Source organism: Neorhizobium lilium, assembly GCF_004053875.1.
GTDB lineage: Bacteria > Pseudomonadota > Alphaproteobacteria > Rhizobiales > Rhizobiaceae > Neorhizobium > Neorhizobium lilii.
On the sequence record NZ_SBIP01000002.1, the window covers coordinates 573,101 to 592,664 of the forward strand.

A 19,564-nucleotide genomic window follows, 5' to 3' on the forward strand; every position below is an offset into this window, starting at 1 on the left:
CCCTCTTAATGTGACGGGACCATAAGCTGCCGATGCTGGCGTGAAAATGGCGTGACGACGAATACTGTCATATTTCCGAGGGTTTTCCTGCGCCGGCGCGTCGATTACGTGAGCGTCCTCCTCACGGCGTCCTTCCAGCCGCGCAGTTTTGCGCTGCGGGTCTTCTCGTCCATCTGCGGTTCAAAACGCCGCTGCCGGGCCCAGCTTTCGGCAAATGCCTTCCTGTCGGGCCAGACGCCTGCCTTCGAGCCTGCAAGCCAAGCAGCGCCAAGCGCCGTGGTTTCGAGAATGGTCGGACGGTCCACCGGCGCGTCGAGAAGATCGGCAAGCCGCTGCATGGTCCAGTCGGACGCGACCATGCCGCCATCCACCCGCAGCACCGTCTCCCCGCCATGAGAGCGCCAATCCTTGCGCATGGCGTCCAGCAGGTCTCGCGTCTGGTAGCAGACCGCTTCGAGTGCCGCCCGCGACAGCTCCGCAGGGCCGGTGGCCCTCGTCAGGCCGAAGATCGCGCCCCGCGCTTCCGCATCCCAGTGAGGCGCGCCAAGACCGGTGAAGGCAGGCACGAGATAAACCTCCTGCTGAGGATCCGCTTCCGCCGCCAACTCGCCGGACTGACTCGCTTTTTCGATGATGCCCAGCTCGTCCCGAAGCCACTGGACAGCGGCCCCGGCAATGAAGATCGAGCCTTCCAGCGCATAGGTCGTCTCGCCGTCGAGCCGGTAGGCGATGGTCGTGAGCAGCCGGTTCTTGGAGCGGCAAAGATCCGTGCCGGTGTTCAGCACCGCAAAGCAGCCGGTGCCATAGGTCGATTTCATCATGCCGGGCTCGAAACAGGCCTGGCCGATGGTCGCCGCCTGCTGGTCGCCGGCAACGCCCAGGATCGGAATGGCCGCGCCGAACAATCCCTCGTCGCAGATGCCGAAATGGTCCGAGCAATCCTTGACCTCAGGCAGCATGGCCGCCGGCACGCGAAGCACCTCCAGCAGATCCTCGTCCCAGCAATTGTCACCGATATTGTAGAGCAGCGTGCGCGAGGCATTCGTGGCATCGGTGACATGGCTCCTGCCGCCCGTCAGCCGCCAGATGAGGAAAGTGTCGATCGTGCCGAAGCAGAGCTCGCCTTTGGCGGCCCGCGCCCGCGCGCCCTTGACGTTCGAGAGCATCCAGGAAAGCTTGGTGCCGGAGAAATAAGGGTCGAGCAGCAGGCCGGTCCGGCGCGTGAAGAGCTTTTCCAGCCCCTGGCGCTTCAGCGTCTCGCAATAGCGCGCCGTGCGCCTGTCCTGCCAGACGATGGCGTTGTGGATGGGTTTACCGGTCTCCCGGTCCCACACGACCACGGTTTCCCGCTGATTTGTGATACCGATCGCGGCAATATCGGAAGCTTTTAGCCTCGCCTCCTTCAGGGCCTGCTTGACCGTCCAGACCACGCTGTCCCAGATTTCCTCCGGATCGTGCTCCACCCAGCCGGATTTCGGAAAGATCTGCCTGAATTCCTTCTGGCCCATGCCGGCGATCTTCATCTCGCCATTGAAGACGATCGCCCTTGTCGATGTCGTCCCCTGATCGATTGCCAGAACATAACCCGCCATGCCGCTCCTCCCCAGGTCGCATCCATTGGCCAAGGGTTTGACCAGAAGCGGTCGGAGCCTGTCAAACGAAAAGCGCAGCCGACCAAACGGCGGCAGGGCAACAGCGGCGAGGATTTGAAGCCCGCCACCAACTTTCCTTTTCGAGTGCCGGACCTAGTTTCTGCTGGCCTTGATGTTGAGAAGGAGGCCACGAGTCCCGATGCCGACAAGAATACTGCGTATCCTGCGCAGATCGCTGACGTTGAAGATCTTCACCCTTTGCTTCGTCTGCGTCCACATGCCGCTGATTGCCGTCATCGCCTATCTCGGCAGTGGCTTCGGCGCGGAGCCAATGCCGCTTCTCTTTTTGCTGCTGATTGCGACCGTGGCCGGCACGGGGCTCTGCTTTCTCGGCCTCTGGTGGCTCATCCGCCCGCTCAAGGAACTGGCAAGCGCAGTAGAAACCTATCAGGCCAATGGCGGCTCCTTGAACCTTGCTGCCAGAAGCGAGGACGAGATCGGGACAGTGACGGCCGCCGTCTCGACCATGGTGACCCGCATGGACGGCGCCGTGAGGCGCCTTCACCACCAGGCCACCACCGACGCCCTTACAGGCCTCGGCAACCGCCGCTGGCTATCGGAACGAGTGGATGACGAGTTGGCGCGCGCATCCCGTCAGGCGGAACCGCTGTCGGTAGTTCTGTTCGATCTCGACCTGTTCAAGGCCATCAACGACAGCCATGGCCATCATGTCGGCGATCAGGTGCTGGTTGCCGTCGCCCAGTTGGTGCGCACCCATCTGCGTCGTTACGATCTTGCGGCCCGCATCGGCGGCGAGGAATTCTGTGTCGTGCTGCCGCGAACCCGGCGCGCCGATGCTCTCATGATCGCAGAGCGGCTGCGCAAGGCGTTTGCCGCCCTGGAGATGCTACCCCTGCCGCCCGGCAGTGTCACGGCGAGCTTCGGCATCTACGAGGCCGCTCCGGGAGACGCCCTCCAACACATTCTGTCCATGGCGGACAAAGCGCTTTACGATGCCAAGCGCACCGGCCGCAACCGTATTGCGGATGCCGCGCAGCTTGCAAGCGACCGGTAGAACCGCCTTCGCATGATTGCCAGCCTGCCTGATTTGCGCATAACCTGCTAAAAGGGCGGCGCAGCAGAACGGCAGCAGAACGCCGCCATGGCAGGGAGGCAGGCGGATGACAAAAACGGTAGTGGTGACCGGCTCCACCAGCGGAATTGGGCTGGGCATTGCCCGCGCCTTTGCGGCCGACGGCGCCAATGTGGTGATCAACGGCTTCGGCCCGGCGGAGGAAATCCAGACGACGCTGCGCGAGCTCGATGGACTGGGGGAAGGCACAGTGCTTTACCATCCGGCCGACATGACAAAACCATCGGAAATCGAGGACCTGATCACCACGGCCGAGAAAACGTTCGGCACGATCGACGTTCTGGTCAACAATGCCGGCATCCAGCACGTTGCGAAGATTGAGGATTTCCCGCCTGACAAATGGGATCAGCTGATTGCCATCCTCCTGTCCTCGGCCTTTCACACCATGCGCCATACGATCCCGATCATGAAGCGGGCCGGCTATGGACGGATCATCAACGTCGCCTCCGCCCATGCGCTGGCCGCCTCCCCGTTCAAATCGGCCTATGTCGCCGCAAAGCACGGCATTCTCGGCCTGACGAAGACGGCCGCACTGGAACTGGCGGAGTTCGGGATCACGGTGAATGCCATCTGCCCGGGCTATGTACTGACGCCTTTGGTGGAAAGGCAGATCCCCGACACGGCCCGGGAACGTGGCATTTCGGAAGCCGAGGTGAAGAGCGAGGTTATGCTGCGGCTGCAGGCCACCAAGGAATTCGTATCGATCGAGGAAGTGGCGGCCACGGCCATCTTCCTCGCCAGCGATGCGGCCAGGAGCATAACCGGAACGCATATCTCGATAGACGGCGGCTGGACCGCGCAATAGAGTCGAATGCGCGACACATGAGGAATGTGAGCCCAAGGCCGGCAACGGCGGACGAAGGAGAGACATGACGGCAGCCATCCGCTTCATCCTGAACGGGCAGGACGTGACCCTGGGCAATTTCTCACCCACGGAAACGCTTCTCGACTACCTGCGGCTGAGGCGGCGGCTGACGGGAACCAAGGAAGGCTGCGCTGAGGGCGATTGCGGCGCCTGCACAGTGCTGGTCGGCCGGCTGAGCGATCGCGGCCTGAGCTATGAGAGCGTCAACGCCTGCATCCGTTTTCTGGGCTCGCTGCACGGGACGCATATCGTCACCGTCGAGCATCTGGCCGCACAGGATGGCACGCTGCACCCGGTTCAGCAAGCCATGGTGGATTGTCACGGCTCGCAATGCGGTTTCTGCACGCCGGGCTTCGTCATGTCGCTCTATGGCCTTTGGCTTTCCAACGACGAGCCCACCCGGCAGGACATTGAAAGCGCGCTCCAGGGCAATCTCTGTCGCTGCACAGGCTACGAGCCCATCGTGCGGGCGGCCGAGCAGGTGGCGCAGGAGCGGCCGAGCGCCCTCTTCGACCCGCTGGAACGCGACCGGGCCGAGATCCTGGCACGGCTGTGGTCGATCCGCTCCGAACCCGAAACAATGGTAGTCGAAAAAGATGGAGCCCGCTCCATCGTACCCACCTCGATCGAGGCCTTTGCCGAAATTCTCGCGGAAGAGCCGAATGCGACCGTGGTGGCCGGCGCCACCGATGTCGGCCTGTGGGTCACCAAGCAGATGCGCATCATCAATCCCGTGGTCTTCATCAATCACCTGACCGAGCTGCAGGCAATTGCCGTGGACGAGACGGGACTGACGATCGGCGCCGGCGTCAGCTACACCCGCGCCCATGAAACGCTGGCGGAGGAAATTCCCGCGTTTGGCCGCCTCATCGACCGGATCGGAGGCACGCAGGTGCGCAATATGGGCACGATCGGCGGAAACATCGCCAACGGCTCACCGATCGGCGACACGCCGCCGCCGCTGATTGCACTCGGCGCCGAACTGACGCTGCGGTCTCACTCGGGCCGCCGCAGCATGCCGCTCGAAAACTACTTCCTCGCCTATGGCAGGCAGGACCGTCTGCCCGGCGAATTCGTGGAAAAGATCTTCGTGCCGCGCCCGGCAGAGATCGACTACTTCGCCGTCTACAAACTCTCCAAGCGCCGCGACGAGGATATTTCCGCCCTTTGCGGCGCCTTCCACCTGTCGCTGGATAGCGAGGGCCGCGTTGCCGCGATCCGCATCGCCTTCGGCGGCATGGCGGCAATCCCGAAGCGCGCGACCCATGTGGAACAGGCGCTGACAGGCCAGATCTGGAGTTGGAGCACCATTGCTGCCGTCCGGGAGGCGTTCGGCGAAGACTACCAGCCGCTCACCGATTGGCGCGCAACGGCGGAATACCGCAGCCTTGCCGCCAAGAACCTGCTGACCCGCTTCTTCCTGGAAACCGCCGGCCAGAGCCAGGAGCTAAGCCGCTTCGAGCTGGAGGAGGCGTAGTATGAAAACCATTGCTCCCCCAATCTCCCTCATTCCTGTGCTTGTCACAGGAATCCAGCGCGCCCAAGTCCTTGGGCGCCAAAGACCCACTGACCACAAAACGTTCGTTCAAGGCGCAGACGCGCCTTGGCTGGATTCCTGTGACAAGCACAGGAATGAGGGGAGCTATACGGATGACACTTCGGCAGCCTCCAAAGAACGCGGAGGAGCCCGCTGATGGACAAGTCCAGCTTCGACACCCAGCCTGTCATCAACGGCCCCATGCACACGTCGCTGCAACATGATTCTGCACATAAACATGTCACCGGAAGTGCCGAATACATAGACGATATTCCAGAACCCGCGGGGCTGCTGCATGGCGGGCTGGGGCTTTCGGACCGCGCCCATGCGCAGATCGTTTCCATCGATCTCGATGCCGTGAAAACAGCGCCCGGTGTGGTCGCCGTCATCACCGCCGCTGACATTCCCGGCTTCAACGACGTCGCCTCCACCGGCCAGCGGGACGAGCCGCTGCTGGCGACAGACCTGGTGCAGTTCCACGGCCAGCCGATATTCGCGGTGATCGCCGAGACCCGCGACCAGGCAAGGCGGGCGGCACGGCTGGCGAAGATCGAATATCGCGACCTGCCGCACTGGACCGACATCGACAGCGCCCGCGACAACGGCGCCCCTTTGGTGGTCGAGCCCATGGTGCTGAAGCGCGGCGACCCGGAAACGGAAATCGGCAAGCCGCCCCTGCGCATCCAGGGATCGATGGTGATCGGCGGCCAGGAACATTTCTACCTGGAAAGCCATATCGCCCTGGTCATTCCCGGCGAGGACGACGACCTCGTCGTCTGGTCTTCGACCCAGCATCCAAGCGAAGTGCAGCACATGGTGGCGCATGTAATGGGCTGCCCGCAGCACGCGGTTGAGGTGAAGACGCGCCGCATGGGCGGCGGCTTCGGCGGCAAGGAGACGCAGGGCAATCAGTTTGCAGCGCTCGCGGCCGTTGCCGCCAAGAAGCTCAACCGCGCCGTCAAGTTCCGTCCTGATCGCGACGAGGACATGGCGATGACAGGCAAGCGGCACGACTTTCGCGTGGACTACGATGTCGCTTTCGACGAGGAAGGCCGCATCCATGCGGTCGATACGCTCTACGCGGCACGCTGCGGCTTTTCGGCGGATCTGTCCGGCCCGGTCACGGACCGTGCGCTCTTCCATGCGGATTCGAGCTATTTCTACCCGCATGTCCATCTCGCCTCGCAACCGCTGAAGACCCATACGGTTTCCAACACCGCCTTTCGCGGTTTCGGCGGACCGCAGGGCATGCTGGGCGCAGAAAGGATAATCGAGGAGATCGCCTATGCCGTGGGCCGCGACCCGCTCGATATCCGCAAGCTGAACTTCTACGGCGAGCCCGGTTCCGGCCGCACCCTGACGCCCTACCATCAGGAGGTGGAGGACAATATCCTGATGCGGCTCGTGGAGGAACTGGAAGCTAACTCGGATTATCGAGCGCGCCGCCAGGCCATCATCGACTTCAATGCCAACAGCCCCGTCATCCGCCGGGGCATTGCGCTGACGCCGGTGAAGTTCGGCATCTCCTTCACCATGACCGCCTATAATCAGGCAGGCGCCCTCGTCCACATCTACCAGGACGGCTCGATCCACCTGAACCACGGCGGCACCGAAATGGGCCAGGGCCTTTATACGAAGGTGGCGCAGGTGGTGGCGGACGCTTTCCAGGTGGATATCGACCGGGTGAAGATCACCGCCACCACAACCGGCAAGGTGCCCAATACCTCCGCCACCGCCGCCTCCTCCGGCACGGACCTGAACGGCATGGCCGCTTATGACGCGGCCCGGCAGATCAAGGAGAGGCTGGTGGATTTCGCCAGCCGTCAGTGGAAGGTGGACAAGGCACAGGTGGAGTTCCTGCCGAACCGAGTGCGGGTCGGCGATGATATCGTGCCCTTCGACACGCTTGTGCGGGCCGCCTATTACGACCGCGTCCAGTTGTCGGCCGCCGGCTTCTACAAGACCCCCGACATCCATTGGGACCGCAAGGCGGGCAAGGGTCGCCCGTTCTACTATTTTGCCTATGGGGCCGCAGTTTCGGAAGTGGCGATCGACACGCTGACCGGCGAATATATGGTGGAGCGCGCCGATATCCTCCACGACGTCGGGCGCTCGCTTAACCCGGCACTGGATATCGGCCAGATCGAGGGCGCCTTCGTGCAGGGCATGGGCTGGCTGACGACCGAAGAACTCTGGTGGGACGACAAGGGGCGGCTCCGGACGCACGCGCCCTCCACCTATAAGATCCCGCTCGCCTCGGACCGGCCGAAGATCTTCAACGTGAAGCTGGCCGACTGGTCGGAAAACCGCGAACCGACCATTGGCCGCTCCAAGGCCGTCGGCGAGCCGCCCTTCATGCTGGCGATCTCGGTGCTGGAAGCGATCTCCATGGCGGTCGCGAGCGTGGCCGACTACGCCGTCTGCCCGAGGCTCGACTCACCGGCGACCCCGGAGCGGGTTCTGATGGCAGTGGAACGGCTGAAAACCCTAGGGGAATGAAGAGACGCGCAGCCCTACTCGCACAGCCGCATCGCTGACCGCAGGACCTGAGTAATGTCACCCATGGCGAGCTCCCGGTCTTCGGGCCGCATGGCGACTTGCAGGCCCTGCTCCATGTGCTGCGCAATGACGAGCAGCGCCACTTCCCGCAAGGCGGCGGTGATGGCGCTCACCTGTTGCACCTCGTCCTGGCAGTAGCGGTCTTCCTCGATCATCGCCTTCAGGCCGCGTACCTGGCCTTCGATCCGGTTGAGGCGCTGGATCAGCGGTTTTCTTTCGGCTTCCGTCCGCCGCAGTTCGATGCGGTCGTTGTTTATGAAGGATTCCATCTCTGCCGTCTTGCCTGCTGCGCTGTCGATCCGGCAGAGGGTGAAGGAACTTGTGACGCAGGGAAAGCAAAACTTCGCATCACGATGAACACGAAATGGCGAGCCTCGATATCGAGGCTCGCCATGCCTGTTGTTACATCTGCTCGAGCTGAGCGCCGCTGTCGGGGCGAGCCGGGCCGAGAACCGGCTCATCGCCCATCGGCTCGTTCGGGAAGATGGTGAACTGGCCCTTCCCGTCGATGGACGGACCTTCGTTCCAGCGTGCCGGCGGCGGAAGCGTGCCGTCCGAGGCTGTCGCGAAGAAGTCGTAGTTGTGCTCCTGGTCTTCCTTTTCCTGCGGGAAGCTGTTGGGGATCGGCATCGCCGATGGGCCGCCAAGCTCCTCGATGACGGCAAGCCATTGCTGCTGGTGCATCGTGTCGCGGGCGATCATGAAGTGAAGCATGTCTTTCATGCCGGAATCATGCGCTGCATTGTAGAGGCGAACGGCTAGAACGCGGCCGGTGCTTTCGGCAGCGACGTTACAATACATGTCGGCTGCAAGGTTTCCGCTGGCATAGATATGCGACATGTTGAAGGGCACGCCATCGGCATCGGCCGGAAAGGCTGCCATGCCCGTCGAGAGAATATGCTTCTGGATCGCACCTTCGATCACATGACGCGGATTTTCACCACCCATGACGGCGCCGACGATACTGTCCTTGGCGCCGGCTTCCTGAAGGCTGGTCGGCGCGGTTTCGAGGTTCAGCGCAACCGCAGTTGCGAGCATCTCGATATGGCCCATCTCTTCGGTCGCCGTGTTGAGCAGCATGTCGCGGTACTTGGTGGTCGGGCCGCGCGCGCCCCACGCCTGGAAGAAATACTGCATGCAGACGCGGATTTCGCCTTCCACGCCGCCGATGGCCTGCTGAAGCATGCGGGCGAAAGCCGGATCTGGGCTTGCCACTTTGACCGGATATTGGAGACGTTTGTCGAAACTGTACATGGAAATTCTCCTTCGTTCATCGAACGGTTGAGCTTAAATTCTCGATACTCCCGGGGAGTACCTGACCTGCCGAACAGGACAGAATAGACATGGTTCCCGCTCAAGTTCATTTTCTGCATTTGCGGCCGTGGCGCCGGAGGCATCGAACGTCGACCTTGCTGGGCAGCACCGCTTGCGCCATTCTCATGGAGCCTCTTACAAGGGGGCAAAGCAAAGGTTGCAAATGCGACGTCAGATGAGCCGAAAAACATCGCTCCGAAGCGTGCAACGAGCCTGGCCAAAAGCACGGCAGGAGGGTCCCTCATGGAGGTAAGGAGTTTTTTGGCCGCTCATCCCATTTGCGTGCTGGTTGAGATCGCCGAAGCCAGGGGTTCGACGCCACGCGAGACGGGCACAGTCATGCTCGTCTCGGAGATCGCCGTCTTGGGAACGATCGGCGGCGGCGCACTGGAATATATGGCGATCGACAATGCCCGGGCGGTTCTGGCGGGCCGTGGCGAGACGGTGATGGACATACCGCTTGGACCGGAGATCGGTCAATGCTGCGGCGGCCGAACCCGCCTCTCCTTCCGGGTGATGACGGATGCGCTTGCATCGATGCTGGACGACCGGGTGAAGCAGGCCCGGGACAACAGGCCCACGGTCTTCCTGTTCGGCTCGGGTCATGTCGGACGCGCGCTCGCCCAGGCCCTCCTTCCCCTGCCCTTCGCCGTCACGGTGGTCGAAACGCGCAGGCAAGCGCTGGAAGACCTGCCGTATGGGATCACGGCGCGTCTGTCTGCCATGCCGGAAGCGGAGGTGGACGATATCCCGCCCAGCGGCGGCGCGCTCATCCTCACCCACGACCATGCCCTGGACTTCCTTATCGCCGAGCGAGCGCTGAAACGAAACGACCTTGCCTATGTCGGCATGATCGGCTCCGCCACGAAACGCGCCACCTTCGCCCATTGGCTGAAGCGTCAGGACGGCTCGGCCGGAGAGACCGACGCGATCATGTCGCGCCTCGTGCTTCCGGTGGGCGGCGCTCTCGTGAAGGACAAGCGGCCTGAAGTCATCGCCGCCATGGTGGCCGCGGAACTGCTGGTGACCTATGCTGCACGACAGGCGGGATCGTCAAAGTCCACGCTCCACCCTGAAGAGACGCATAACCGCCCTTGATCCGTCCTCGCTGGGTCGGCCGCGACGCATGCGGCCGTCCATCAGTCCCAGATCTCGCTTCAAGCTGTCCGGCATCTCATCCGGATACAAACGATTTTGATGCGTCGCCGCTTTCCTGCCAAGCCAGCCGAAAATCCTGAGCTTCGGCAAAGCCGTGCCGTAAGGCTGGTGAATGGATGCAAACATCTTGTTTCTCCAGAACATGATCGATTTCTCTTTCGTCTTTCTGGAGGTAGTGTGCTCGCTCAATGCCGCGCAATCCAATCGAAAGACATGCGGCACGGATGAAGAGAGCTTTTCCATGAAGATGTCACGACAGTTTCCGCTCAATGCGCTGCGGGTGTTCGAATGCACGGCGCGGCAGATGAGCTTTACCAAGGCCGGCGAGGAACTTGGGCTGACGCAGACGGCGGTGAGCTACCAGGTGAAGCTGCTGGAAGACACGCTCGGAGAACAGCTTTTCCTGCGCCGGCCTCGGCAGGTAACGCTGACCGAGGCGGGGGAGAAGCTGGCGCCGAAGATCTCGGAAGCCTTCGCGCTGATGAACGATGCGATCGCGAGCCTGAAGGACACGCCGGAAGGTACGCTCATCATCCATGCGACCGCGACCTTCGCCGCACGCTGGCTGGCGCGCCATCTGGGAACTTTCCAGCTGGCCAATCCGGGCATGGCGGTCCGGCTGGAAACGTCGCAGGAACTCATCGACTTTTCCCGCACCCAGGCCGACGTGGCCATCCGCACCGGCAAGGGAAACTGGCCTGGCTTGAGGGCGCATTTCCTGTTGAAGAGCCACTTCACGCCGATGCTGAGCCCGGAACTTGCCGCAACGATCGGCGGCGTGAAGACACCTGCCGATCTCCTCAAACTCAGGATCATCGATCCGGGCGATATCTGGTGGCCGATCTGGTTTGCGGCGGCAGGCATGCCGGATGTCGATCTGAGCGGCCGCCCGAGCAGCAAGTTCGGCGCCCAGGCGGTCGAGGCGGCCGCTGCAATCGCCGGCCAGGGCGTGGCTATCCTCCGCCCGGAATTCTATACGGACGACGTCGCGCTTGGCCGGCTGATCCAGCCGCTTGAAACGCTGGCCCATGACGGCACAGACTATTGGCTCGTCTATGCGGAAAGCCGACGCAACGTGCCCAAGATCCGCGCTTTCCGGACATGGATCACCGCCATGCTGCCGGATGCGATGCCAGATCGCTCCGCCTGAGACGCTGGCCGTGCCAATCGGCACTTCCCACGCCTGCAATTTTTTCGCAAAGTGACAAGTCGGGGCGCAAACAGGGGAAGTGTCGATGTATGAATATGCCGTCGCATGGGAGTGGCTCAGCTTTGCCGCACGCTGGTTCCATGTGATCACTGCCATTGCCTGGATCGGCTCGTCCTTCTATTTCATCGCGCTTGATCTCGGGCTGGTAAAGCGGCCGCATCTGCCGGCCGGCGCCTATGGCGAGGAATGGCAGGTGCATGGCGGCGGCTTCTACCATATCCAGAAATATCTGGTGGCACCTGCCCAGATGCCGGAACACCTGACATGGTTCAAATACGAGAGCTATTTTGCCTGGCTGTCCGGCTTCCTGATGCTCTGTATCGTCTACTACGGCGGCGCCGATCTCTTTCTGGTGGATCGATCGGTGATGGACCTGACGCCCTGGCAGGCAATTCTGATCTCGCTTGCCTCGCTTGCCTTCGGCTGGGTTTTCTACGACCAGCTCTGCAAGTCTCCCATCGGCCGCAACACCTGGGGGCTGATGATCGTCCTCTATGTCGTGCTGGTGGCGATGGCCTGGGGCTACACGCAGGTCTTTACGGGACGCGCGGCTTTCCTGCACCTCGGCGCCTTCACCGCGACGATCATGTCGGCCAATGTCTTCATGATCATCATCCCCAACCAGAAGATCGTCGTGGCGGACCTGATCGCCGGCCGCAAGCCGGACCCGAAATACGGCGTCATCGCCAAGCAGCGCTCGCTGCACAACAACTACCTGACCCTGCCAGTCATCTTCTTCATGCTGTCGAACCACTATCCGCTGGCGTTTGCGACCGCCTTCAACTGGGTCATTGCGGCGCTCGTCTTCCTGATGGGAGTGACGATCCGCCACTGGTTCAACACCACCCATGCCCGCAAGGGACGGCCCACCTGGACCTGGCTGGTCACGGTGATTCTCTTCATCGTCATCATCTGGCTATCGACCGTGCCGAAAATTCTGACGGGCCAAGCCGATACCGCCGTCGGTCCGCCGACCACCGCCATGAGCCAGAGATTTGCCGCCAACGCCCATTTCGGTGCGGCTCGCGATGTGGTCCAGGCCCGCTGTTCGATGTGCCATGCTGCCGAGCCGGTCTATGAAGGCGTCCGCTTCACGCCGAAGACCGTGAAGCTGGAAACGGACGCCGAGATTGCCTCGCATGCACGGGACATTTATATCCAGGCCGGCCGCAGCCATGCCATGCCGCCTGGCAATGTCACCTACATCTCGCCGCAGGAGCGCCAGCTGCTCGTGGCCTGGTACGAAAGCACCCTTTCCGAATGACCGATACGACATTGATTCGCGGACGCCTGCTCTCCTTCAAGCGGGCGCCGCTTTCGCTGACCGACACGGACAGCTACCTCTACGAACATGACGGCGCACTTCTCGTGACCGGCGGAAAGATCGCCGCCCTCGGCGACTATGCCGTGGTGAAGATGCAGGCACCGGACGCGGTGGAGGAAACCGACCACCGGCCGCATCTCATCCTGCCGGGCTTCATCGATTGCCATGTGCATTTTCCGCAGATGCAGGTGATCGCCTCGTATGCCGCCAATCTCCTGGAATGGCTGAACACCTATACGTTCCCGGAGGAATGCCGCTTCGTGGAAAGCGACCATGCCGCGCGCATCGCCACGCATTTCTACGACGAGCTGCTGCGGCACGGCACCACGACGGCAGTCGCCTATTGCTCCGTCCACAAGACCTCCGCCGATGCTTTCTTTGCGGAAAGCCTTCGGCGCGGCATGTGCATGGTCGGCGGCAAGGTAATGATGGACCGCAACGCGCCGCAGGGTCTGCTCGACACACCGCAGATGGGCTATGACGAAACCCGTGCCGTGATTGCCGACTGGCACGCCAAGGGACGGAACCACGTGGCGATCACCCCGCGCTTCGCCATCACCTCGACGCCGGGACAGATGCAGGCCGCCCAGGCGCTGGCGCAGGAATTTCCCGACCTTTTTATCCAGACGCATCTTTCAGAAAATCATGAGGAAATCCGCTACACCAGCGAACTTTATCCCGACGCGACAGATTACACGGACATTTATGCCCGTTATGGCCTGCTCGGCAAAAAGACGTTGCTGGGTCACGCCATCCACCTGTCCGACCGCGAAGCGGATGCGCTGTCGGAAGCAGGCGCGGTTGCCGTTCACTGCCCGACCTCCAACCTGTTCCTTGGCTCCGGCTTGTTTCCCATGAAAGCGCTGATGCGGCGCGACAAGCCGGTGCGGGTCGCGGTGGCGACCGATATCGGCGGCGGCTCAAGCTATTCCATGCTGCGCACGCTGGACGAAGCCTATAAGATCCAGCAGCTGCTAGGCGAACGGCTGAACCCGCTTGAAAGCCTTTACCTGATGACCCGTGGCAATGCCGAGGCGTTAGGTATGGAGCGGGATATCGGCACGCTCGATATCGGCTCAACGGCCGATCTTGTCGTGCTTTCCGCCGAGAAGACGCCGGCCATGAAACTGCGCATGGAAACGATCAGGACCCTACCGGAAGAGCTCTTCCTGTTGCAGACCATGGGCGACGACCGCGCTATCGTGGAAACCTATGTGGCGGGCAAGGCTTTGAAGCCGCACTGATAAGTGCCGACGTCTTTAAGTTCCGCTGCCTTGTATCCTAGCGGCTCTTGAAGTGATCGCCGCCGAAGGGCAGGAGATCGACCGGGATGTCGGCGCGATCGTGGAATCCGCCCGCGAACGGTCGGTCGGCCTGCGGGGGATCACCATAGCGGTCAACACAATGGATCAGGGCACCAAGCTCTTGCCCGCCCAACCATCTCCCGAAACATCGTTACGGGCCATCTGCCTTGCGCCCCGCCGAATCGCATCCATCACCGTGCGGATGGTAGGCACGCTGCGGATATCCGAATGAACGACGAGCCAGATATCGCGGCGGATCGGCTCCTTGTCGTCAAGCGCCGTCACCAGCCCGTAACTGGGATTGACGAAGAAATCGGGCAGCATCGCCACGCCTCCCCCTGCCTGCGCCGCGGCACGCTGCAATTCAAGCGTCGAGGCCTTGAGACCGATGCGCCGCCCGGCCGCCGTCTGTATCAGCCTCAGATGCTGCGGCGAATTCTCCATGTCGGCGCCATAGCTGATGAAACTCCATTCCGCTTCCGGCACCTCGGCAAGGTAGGACGGCGATGCGTAGAAGTTGAAGGTGACGCTACCGATGCGGGCCATCGTGAGGTCGCCCTGGTCAGGTCGCGAAAGCCGGACCGCGATGTCCGCTTCACGCTTGTCGAGCGACGCGTAACGTTTCTCGCCGACCACGGTGACTTCGATATCCGGGTGATGCCGGCGCAGCTCGGAGATCGGCCCCGGCAGGAGAGAACTCGACAAGGCCGGCGGCGCGCTGATTCGAACCGTACCCGTTAGCCGATCCTGCGGCAGTGCCGCCCGACCGATCGCCAGCACCTGTTCTTCCATCCGGCTTGCCATGGCGGCGATCCGTGCGCCATCCGGCGTCAGTTCTATCCGCCGGCCGCGACGATCGACCAGGCGCAACTGTAACTGCTCCTCCAGCAAAGCCACTCGCCGGCTGACCGTCGCATGCTCGACGCCAAGCGACCGGGCAGCACCGAGAAACGTGCCCTTGCCAGCCAGGGCGGCGAAGTAACGAAGGTTTTCCCAATCGATCATTGTGCAAATTTTCCCATAGGTTGGGAAATAATAGGGAATTTTCAAACAGTGCGCCATCCGCCACGTCTAGGACCGATCGATGGAGAAAAACGATGACGGATCTTGTGGTGGAACTGACGGGTTGCGGCGGGCCGGAAAAGCTTGTGGTTTCTGAGTTGGGCGGGCTCGCGCCGGCAAAGGGCGAGATCGTCGTCCGGCAGGAGGCAATCGGCATGAACTTCGTCGACATCTATCACCGGATAGGGACATACAGCCTGCCGGCCTTTCCGGCCGTTATCGGCGTCGAGGCCGCCGGCAGGGTGGAGGCGGTGGGCGAAGGCGTCGATGGCTTTTCAGTCGGCGACCGCGTGGCTTATGCAGCAACGATCGGCGCCTATGCCTCTGCACGGCGATTGCCGGCGGGACGCGCCATCCGCCTGCCCGATGCCATTTCCTCAAGCACTGCGACCGCTTCGCTTCTCAAAGGCATGACCGCCTATATGCTTCTGCATAAAACCTATCCCGTCGCGGCCGGCACCACGGTTCTTGTCCACGCCGCGGCAGGTGGGCTTGGGCAGATCCTTGTCCGTTGGGCGAAACATCTGGGTGCAACGGTGATCGGCACTGTCGGCTCGCTGGAGAAGGCGGAACTTGCCCGCACGGCCGGCGTCGATCATCTCGTTATCGGTCGCGATGCGGATATCGTCTCCGAGGTCAAGGCACGAACCGACGGGCGCGGCGTCGATATCGCCTATGACGGTATTGGCGGCGATATGCTTGCCCGCACACTTCAATGCGTGCGGCCCTTCGGCACGGCCGCCTCGCTCGGCCGCGCATCCGGCCCGATCCCGCCGATTGAGATCGACATGCTTCGACCGGGAAAATTCCTGTGCCAACCCAGCATCATGGCGTATTCAGTCGATGTTGCGAATTACCGGGACGCGGCGGAGGCGGCGATCGCGGCGATGAAACACGGCATCGTTTCGACCGTCGCGGCTGAATTTCCTCTCGCCCAGGTCTCGGAGGCACATGCGGTGCTGGAAAGCGGCAGACTAGCCGGAAGCCCGCTGCTCATCCCATGAACCATCCGCAAGCTTGCCAAAAACCTCGATATGCAGTTGGATTCCGGTGGCGACGGGCCTGGGATATGATAGTCCTCGACTTCTCGTGAAGGAGGAGACTTCCCGCCTATGTCCAAGCCGCTGACGATCGCCGACCTGAAAATTCTTGCCCGCCGCCGCGTGCCCAAAATGTTCTTCGACTATGCCGATAGCGGCGCATGGACGGAAGGCACGTACCGCGCAAACGAGGACGATTTCAGCAAGATCAAGCTGCGTCAGCGCGTGCTGGTGGACATGACCAATCGTTCGCTTGAAACGACGATGATCGGCGAGCGCGCCTCCATGCCCGTGGCGCTGGCGCCGACTGGCATGACGGGTATGCAGCATGCTGACGGAGAAATGCTGGCAGCCAAGGCCGCCGAGGAATTCGGCGTTCCCTTTACGCTGTCCACCATGAGCATCTGCTCTATCGAGGATGTGGCCTCTGTCACCACCAAGCCATTCTGGTTCCAGCTTTACGTCATGAAGGACCGAGGCTTCATCGAGCGGCTGATCGCCCGCGCCAAGGCCGCAAAGTGCTCGGCGCTGGTCGTGACCGCCGATCTGCAGGTCCTCGGCCAGCGCCACAAGGACATTCGCAACGGCCTCAGCGCGCCGCCGAAATGGACTCTCAACAGCGCCTTTCAGCTTGCCACCCGGCCGCAATGGTGCCTGGACATGCTGCGCACGAAGCGCCGCGGCTTCGGCAATATCGTCGGCCATGCCAGCAATGTCTCCGACCTCTCTTCGCTCGGGGCCTGGACGGCGGAACAGTTCGACCCCCGCCTGTCCTGGGACGACATCCGCTGGATCAAGGAGCTTTGGGGCGGCAAGCTGATCATCAAGGGCATTCTGGACGAGGAGGATGCACGGGCGGCGGCGGATACCGGCGCCGATGCAATCATCGTGTCCAACCATGGCGGCCGTCAATTGGACGGCGCGCCCTCCTCCATCAGCATGCTGCCGAAGATCGTAGAGGCCGTCAGCGACCGTATCGAGGTGCATTTCGACGGCGGCATCCGCTCTGGCCAGGACGTGCTGAAGGCCGTGGCGATGGGCGCGCGCGGCACCTATATCGGCCGGCCGTTCCTTTACGGCCTCGGCGCCATGGGCAAACCCGGTGTCACCGCGGCGCTGGAGATCATCCGCAAGGAAATGGACGTCACCATGGCTCTGTGCGGCAAGCGCGACATCCAGGATATCGACCGCAACGTGTTGGCGAATATGCCGTTTTGAGTGTGAGCGAATAGGTCGCTCAGACGCAACGCGAAACCCGGAGTCCGCGTCAGGGAGCCGTGCCGATCGGCTAACCCGAAGCGCCATCTCCGGTATCACGCCCATAAGCTGTCAAAATCGCCGCAATCAGTCCAGGAAAACGGCCGTCCACTTCCGAACAGCGAGAATGGTTGCTCATCTCCACTCCCCGGCGCTCACAGCGGATCAAACCCGATTCACGCAGCACTTTGACGTGTTGCGACAGTGACGACTTCGGGATCACGCGTTCACCGAGACTAGAGAGCGCTGAACAGGTTCCGCTGGAACCGACCCCTGCGATTTGCGCGAATATCGTCGCGCGTTCCGGATCGGAAAGAGCGTACAGGATGGCCTCCGGCCGGACGTCCTCAATTGCGGGATGAAAGAGCGGTCTCATGGAATTTATATAAGCGCACTTGAAACTCAGTTCAAGAGTTCCGATTTCCTGAACTACGGAACAAACTGCCGATGGCGGCGGTATCCGTGTCGAAAGGAATGATCATGTCGAAGCTTGCAGGAAAAGTCGCGCTTGTAACGGGCGCATCCAAGGGTATCGGTGCTGGAATTGCCAAGGCGCTTGCCGCCGAAGGCGCGCAGGTCGTGGTGAACTACGCCTCCAGCCGCGCGGGAGCAGATGCCGTGGTCCAATCGATCACGAGTTCCGGTGGCAAGGCTGTCGCGGTACAGGGCGATGTCTCCAAGGCCGAGCAAGCGCAGGGTCTGGTCGACGCCGCGATCAAGGAATTCGGTCATCTGGACATTCTGGTCAACAATTCGGGTGTCTACGAGTTCGGGGCGATTGAAGACATTACTGAGGAACATTATCGCCGCATGTTCGATGTGAACGTTCTGGGCGTTCTCTTGACGACCCAGGCCGCCGTCAAACACCTTGGTGAAGGCAGCAGCGTGATAAATATCTCGTCCGCCGTGACCAGCCTCAATCCTCCCACCTCCTCCGTCTATACCGGCACCAAGGCGGCGGTGGACGCCATCACCAGCGTGCTGGCCAAGGAACTGGGCTCCCGCAAGATCCGGGTCAACGCCATCCTTCCCGGTATCGTGGAGACCGAAGGTACGCACACCGCAGGTTTTGTCGGTTCCGATTTTGAGCGTGACGCGGTCTCACAGACACCGCTCGGCCGCATCGGCCAGCCGGATGACATTGCCGGTGTCGCCGTCTTCCTTGCTTCCGACGATGCGAAATGGCTGACCGGCGAACACCTCACCGCAAGCGGCGGATTCCGTTGAGATCGAAGGTCGGACCATAATTCCAGCCGCACTATCTCTCGAACCGGGGCCTTGGCCCCGGACATCATCAGAGAAATCCTGCCTTCATCCAAAAGGGGGAAAGCCGTGCCATTGAAAAAGCACACGATTGATGCAGGCCTCTCAGCGCAGAACGTACAATACTGGCTCAGCACCAGCCGCCGGCACCCGGGCGCTTGGCAAGACCTTCGTTGACGAGAATATCCGCAAGCGACCGGCCGTTGCGGCTGACGACGCGCAGCTTGTGACCGTCTACCTCTTCGCCATTGCCCTGCCAGCTGACCAGATCGAACGGGCCTGAATCGAGGAAGGCCCGCACCCTGAGTTCGGCATCGCTCGCCTTGATGCGCTCAGCCTCGCAACGCGGCTTCTTGATGTCCGGCACCTGGATGCCAACCAGCCTGATCTTCTGGCCGTGGAAGACGAAGCGATCTGCCGACATCACGCAATCGTCCTGTTTGGCTGTGCCGCAAAGAAAAAATTTCGCTTCGTAAGATCCCGCAAGCGCTTCACCCGGCCGCACCATCGCCTGTATCGCAGCGGGCGGCTGCGGTTCAGGCTTGCCGATCGGAGCCGGAGGAATGATTGCCGCAGTGATGCTGTGATCCGGCTGCCGTGCCGCCGGCGATGGCGTGACAGGTCGCTGCGGCAGCGGCGGAGCCGATACCACCGGCTTCGCAACCGGCGACCGGCTCGGAGCACCCGCTGGCGCCTCGGCCAGCCGCGCTGGACGTCCAGACGTCAGGCTGGCGATTGCCTGCCGGACCGGCTTGACATTGTCATAGAGGAGGATGCCACCGCCGAGCATGGTAAGCGCTGCGATCCAGGGCAGCATGGAATTGCCGCCTGATGGCTTGGCTCGCTTTACGCTCTTGCGTCGGGTCGCCGGTTTTGCGCGCGTCTGGGCCATGAGTCGTCTCCTGGAGAATCGTCCGGAGTATCGA

At 62.1% G+C, this 19,564-nt stretch carries 18 protein-coding genes; 11 read left to right on the forward strand and 7 right to left on the reverse strand.

The features are described 5' to 3' along the window. Window positions 1-104: 104 nt before the first annotated feature. A complete protein-coding gene (gene glpK / locus EPK99_RS08955; RefSeq protein WP_128442688.1) occupies window positions 105-1,592 on the reverse strand; it encodes a glycerol kinase GlpK in 1,488 nt (495 codons plus the stop codon). 199 nt (window positions 1,593-1,791) lie between these two features. Between glpK and EPK99_RS08960 the strand changes: the two genes are divergently transcribed. The 4 genes from EPK99_RS08960 (at window position 1,792) to xdhB (ending at window position 7,646) form a co-directional block, all read left to right on the forward strand. Then, window positions 1,792-2,667, forward strand: coding sequence for a GGDEF domain-containing protein (locus tag EPK99_RS08960; protein ID WP_128442689.1), 876 nt, complete (start codon window positions 1,792-1,794; stop codon window positions 2,665-2,667). Between the two features lie 106 nt (window positions 2,668-2,773). Beyond that, complete coding sequence (locus tag EPK99_RS08965; RefSeq protein ID WP_128442690.1) at window positions 2,774-3,550, forward strand: 3-hydroxybutyrate dehydrogenase; 777 nt, start codon at window positions 2,774-2,776, stop codon at window positions 3,548-3,550. A gap of 64 nt (window positions 3,551-3,614) precedes the next feature. Then, on the forward strand, window positions 3,615-5,087 hold the full coding sequence (gene xdhA / locus EPK99_RS08970) for a xanthine dehydrogenase small subunit (RefSeq protein WP_128442691.1): 1,473 nt from the start codon (window positions 3,615-3,617) through the stop codon (window positions 5,085-5,087). A gap of 216 nt (window positions 5,088-5,303) precedes the next feature. Then, on the forward strand, window positions 5,304-7,646 hold the full coding sequence (xdhB, locus tag EPK99_RS08975) for a xanthine dehydrogenase molybdopterin binding subunit (RefSeq protein ID WP_128442692.1): 2,343 nt from the start codon (window positions 5,304-5,306) through the stop codon (window positions 7,644-7,646). Between the two features lie 14 nt (window positions 7,647-7,660). Here the strand turns inward: xdhB and EPK99_RS08980 are convergent, their stop codons facing one another. Together EPK99_RS08980 and EPK99_RS08985 are read right to left on the reverse strand one after the other, a co-directional pair. After that, the gene (locus EPK99_RS08980; protein ID WP_128442693.1) at window positions 7,661-7,975 is read right to left on the reverse strand and encodes a metal-sensitive transcriptional regulator; all 315 of its coding nucleotides are present in this window, start codon (window positions 7,973-7,975) and stop codon (window positions 7,661-7,663) included. A 133-nt stretch (window positions 7,976-8,108) separates the two neighbouring features. After that, the gene (locus EPK99_RS08985) at window positions 8,109-8,960 is read right to left on the reverse strand and encodes a manganese catalase family protein (RefSeq protein WP_128442694.1); all 852 of its coding nucleotides are present in this window, start codon (window positions 8,958-8,960) and stop codon (window positions 8,109-8,111) included. A 303-nt stretch (window positions 8,961-9,263) separates the two neighbouring features. Here EPK99_RS08985 and xdhC point away from each other — a divergent pair, with 303 nt between their 5' ends. After that, window positions 9,264-10,118 (forward strand): xanthine dehydrogenase accessory protein XdhC, encoded by an 855-nt coding sequence (gene xdhC, locus EPK99_RS08990; RefSeq protein WP_128442695.1) that lies wholly within the window; start codon window positions 9,264-9,266, stop codon window positions 10,116-10,118. Here the strand turns inward: xdhC and EPK99_RS08995 are convergent. Beyond that, complete coding sequence (locus EPK99_RS08995; protein WP_128442696.1) at window positions 10,074-10,421, reverse strand: hypothetical protein; 348 nt, start codon at window positions 10,419-10,421, stop codon at window positions 10,074-10,076. The two genes, xdhC and EPK99_RS08995, sit on opposite strands and share 45 nt — an antisense overlap. On the opposite strand from EPK99_RS08995, the gene EPK99_RS09000 reads away from it, so the two are divergent. The 3 genes from EPK99_RS09000 (at window position 10,420) to guaD (ending at window position 13,956) form a co-directional block, all read left to right on the forward strand. Further along, window positions 10,420-11,328, forward strand: a complete 909-nt coding sequence (locus tag EPK99_RS09000) for a LysR substrate-binding domain-containing protein (protein ID WP_128442697.1) — start codon at window positions 10,420-10,422, stop codon at window positions 11,326-11,328. The two genes, EPK99_RS08995 and EPK99_RS09000, sit on opposite strands and share 2 nt — an antisense overlap. 85 nt (window positions 11,329-11,413) lie before the next feature. Continuing rightward, window positions 11,414-12,652 carry a urate hydroxylase PuuD gene (gene puuD, locus EPK99_RS09005; RefSeq protein ID WP_128442698.1) on the forward strand — a complete coding sequence of 413 codons (1,239 nt, stop codon included), beginning with the start codon at window positions 11,414-11,416 and terminating at the stop codon, window positions 12,650-12,652. After that, a complete protein-coding gene (guaD, locus tag EPK99_RS09010) occupies window positions 12,649-13,956 on the forward strand; it encodes a guanine deaminase (RefSeq protein WP_128442699.1) in 1,308 nt (435 codons plus the stop codon). Before puuD ends, guaD begins: the two co-directional genes overlap by 4 nt. A gap of 165 nt (window positions 13,957-14,121) precedes the next feature. Here guaD and EPK99_RS09015 read toward each other — a convergent pair whose 3' ends face one another. Further along, complete coding sequence (locus EPK99_RS09015) at window positions 14,122-15,021, reverse strand: LysR family transcriptional regulator (protein ID WP_245582376.1); 900 nt, start codon at window positions 15,019-15,021, stop codon at window positions 14,122-14,124. 92 nt (window positions 15,022-15,113) lie between these two features. On the opposite strand from EPK99_RS09015, the gene EPK99_RS09020 reads away from it, so the two are divergent. Together EPK99_RS09020 and EPK99_RS09025 are read left to right on the forward strand one after the other, a co-directional pair. Continuing rightward, window positions 15,114-16,082 carry a quinone oxidoreductase family protein gene (locus EPK99_RS09020; protein WP_128442701.1) on the forward strand — a complete coding sequence of 323 codons (969 nt, stop codon included), beginning with the start codon at window positions 15,114-15,116 and terminating at the stop codon, window positions 16,080-16,082. A gap of 108 nt (window positions 16,083-16,190) precedes the next feature. Beyond that, the gene (locus EPK99_RS09025) at window positions 16,191-17,336 is read left to right on the forward strand and encodes an alpha-hydroxy acid oxidase (protein ID WP_128442702.1); all 1,146 of its coding nucleotides are present in this window, start codon (window positions 16,191-16,193) and stop codon (window positions 17,334-17,336) included. A gap of 70 nt (window positions 17,337-17,406) precedes the next feature. Here the strand turns inward: EPK99_RS09025 and EPK99_RS09030 are convergent, their stop codons facing one another. Then, window positions 17,407-17,751, reverse strand: a complete 345-nt coding sequence (locus EPK99_RS09030; protein ID WP_128442703.1) for a winged helix-turn-helix domain-containing protein — start codon at window positions 17,749-17,751, stop codon at window positions 17,407-17,409. Window positions 17,752-17,855: 104 nt separating this feature from the next. On the opposite strand from EPK99_RS09030, the gene EPK99_RS09035 reads away from it, so the two are divergent. Continuing rightward, the gene (locus EPK99_RS09035) at window positions 17,856-18,602 is read left to right on the forward strand and encodes a glucose 1-dehydrogenase (RefSeq protein WP_128442704.1); all 747 of its coding nucleotides are present in this window, start codon (window positions 17,856-17,858) and stop codon (window positions 18,600-18,602) included. 166 nt (window positions 18,603-18,768) lie between these two features. Here the strand turns inward: EPK99_RS09035 and EPK99_RS09040 are convergent, their stop codons facing one another. Further along, window positions 18,769-19,530: a hypothetical protein gene (locus tag EPK99_RS09040; RefSeq protein WP_128442705.1), complete on the reverse strand. Its 762-nt coding sequence runs from the start codon at window positions 19,528-19,530 to the stop codon at window positions 18,769-18,771. Window positions 19,531-19,564: the final 34 nt, after the last annotated feature.

Bases quoted from the DNA above. Each gene is read 5' to 3' on its own strand.
- glpK (WP_128442688.1), bottom strand. From the start codon at position 1,592: ATGGCGGGTTATGTTCTGGCAATCGATCAGGGGACGACATCGACAAGG.
- EPK99_RS08960 (WP_128442689.1), top strand. From the start codon at position 1,792: ATGCCGACAAGAATACTGCGTATCCTGCGCAGATCGCTGACGTTGAAG.
- EPK99_RS08965 (WP_128442690.1), top strand. From the start codon at position 2,774: ATGACAAAAACGGTAGTGGTGACCGGCTCCACCAGCGGAATTGGGCTG.
- xdhA (WP_128442691.1), top strand. From the start codon at position 3,615: ATGACGGCAGCCATCCGCTTCATCCTGAACGGGCAGGACGTGACCCTG.
- xdhB (WP_128442692.1), top strand. From the start codon at position 5,304: ATGGACAAGTCCAGCTTCGACACCCAGCCTGTCATCAACGGCCCCATG.
- EPK99_RS08980 (WP_128442693.1), bottom strand. From the start codon at position 7,975: ATGGAATCCTTCATAAACAACGACCGCATCGAACTGCGGCGGACGGAA.
- EPK99_RS08985 (WP_128442694.1), bottom strand. From the start codon at position 8,960: ATGTACAGTTTCGACAAACGTCTCCAATATCCGGTCAAAGTGGCAAGC.
- xdhC (WP_128442695.1), top strand. From the start codon at position 9,264: ATGGAGGTAAGGAGTTTTTTGGCCGCTCATCCCATTTGCGTGCTGGTT.
- EPK99_RS09000 (WP_128442697.1), top strand. From the start codon at position 10,420: ATGAAGATGTCACGACAGTTTCCGCTCAATGCGCTGCGGGTGTTCGAA.
- EPK99_RS08995 (WP_128442696.1), bottom strand. From the start codon at position 10,421: ATGGAAAAGCTCTCTTCATCCGTGCCGCATGTCTTTCGATTGGATTGC.
- puuD (WP_128442698.1), top strand. From the start codon at position 11,414: ATGTATGAATATGCCGTCGCATGGGAGTGGCTCAGCTTTGCCGCACGC.
- guaD (WP_128442699.1), top strand. From the start codon at position 12,649: ATGACCGATACGACATTGATTCGCGGACGCCTGCTCTCCTTCAAGCGG.
- EPK99_RS09015 (WP_245582376.1), bottom strand. From the start codon at position 15,021: ATGATCGATTGGGAAAACCTTCGTTACTTCGCCGCCCTGGCTGGCAAG.
- EPK99_RS09020 (WP_128442701.1), top strand. From the start codon at position 15,114: ATGACGGATCTTGTGGTGGAACTGACGGGTTGCGGCGGGCCGGAAAAG.
- EPK99_RS09025 (WP_128442702.1), top strand. From the start codon at position 16,191: ATGTCCAAGCCGCTGACGATCGCCGACCTGAAAATTCTTGCCCGCCGC.
- EPK99_RS09030 (WP_128442703.1), bottom strand. From the start codon at position 17,751: ATGAGACCGCTCTTTCATCCCGCAATTGAGGACGTCCGGCCGGAGGCC.
- EPK99_RS09035 (WP_128442704.1), top strand. From the start codon at position 17,856: ATGTCGAAGCTTGCAGGAAAAGTCGCGCTTGTAACGGGCGCATCCAAG.
- EPK99_RS09040 (WP_128442705.1), bottom strand. From the start codon at position 19,530: ATGGCCCAGACGCGCGCAAAACCGGCGACCCGACGCAAGAGCGTAAAG.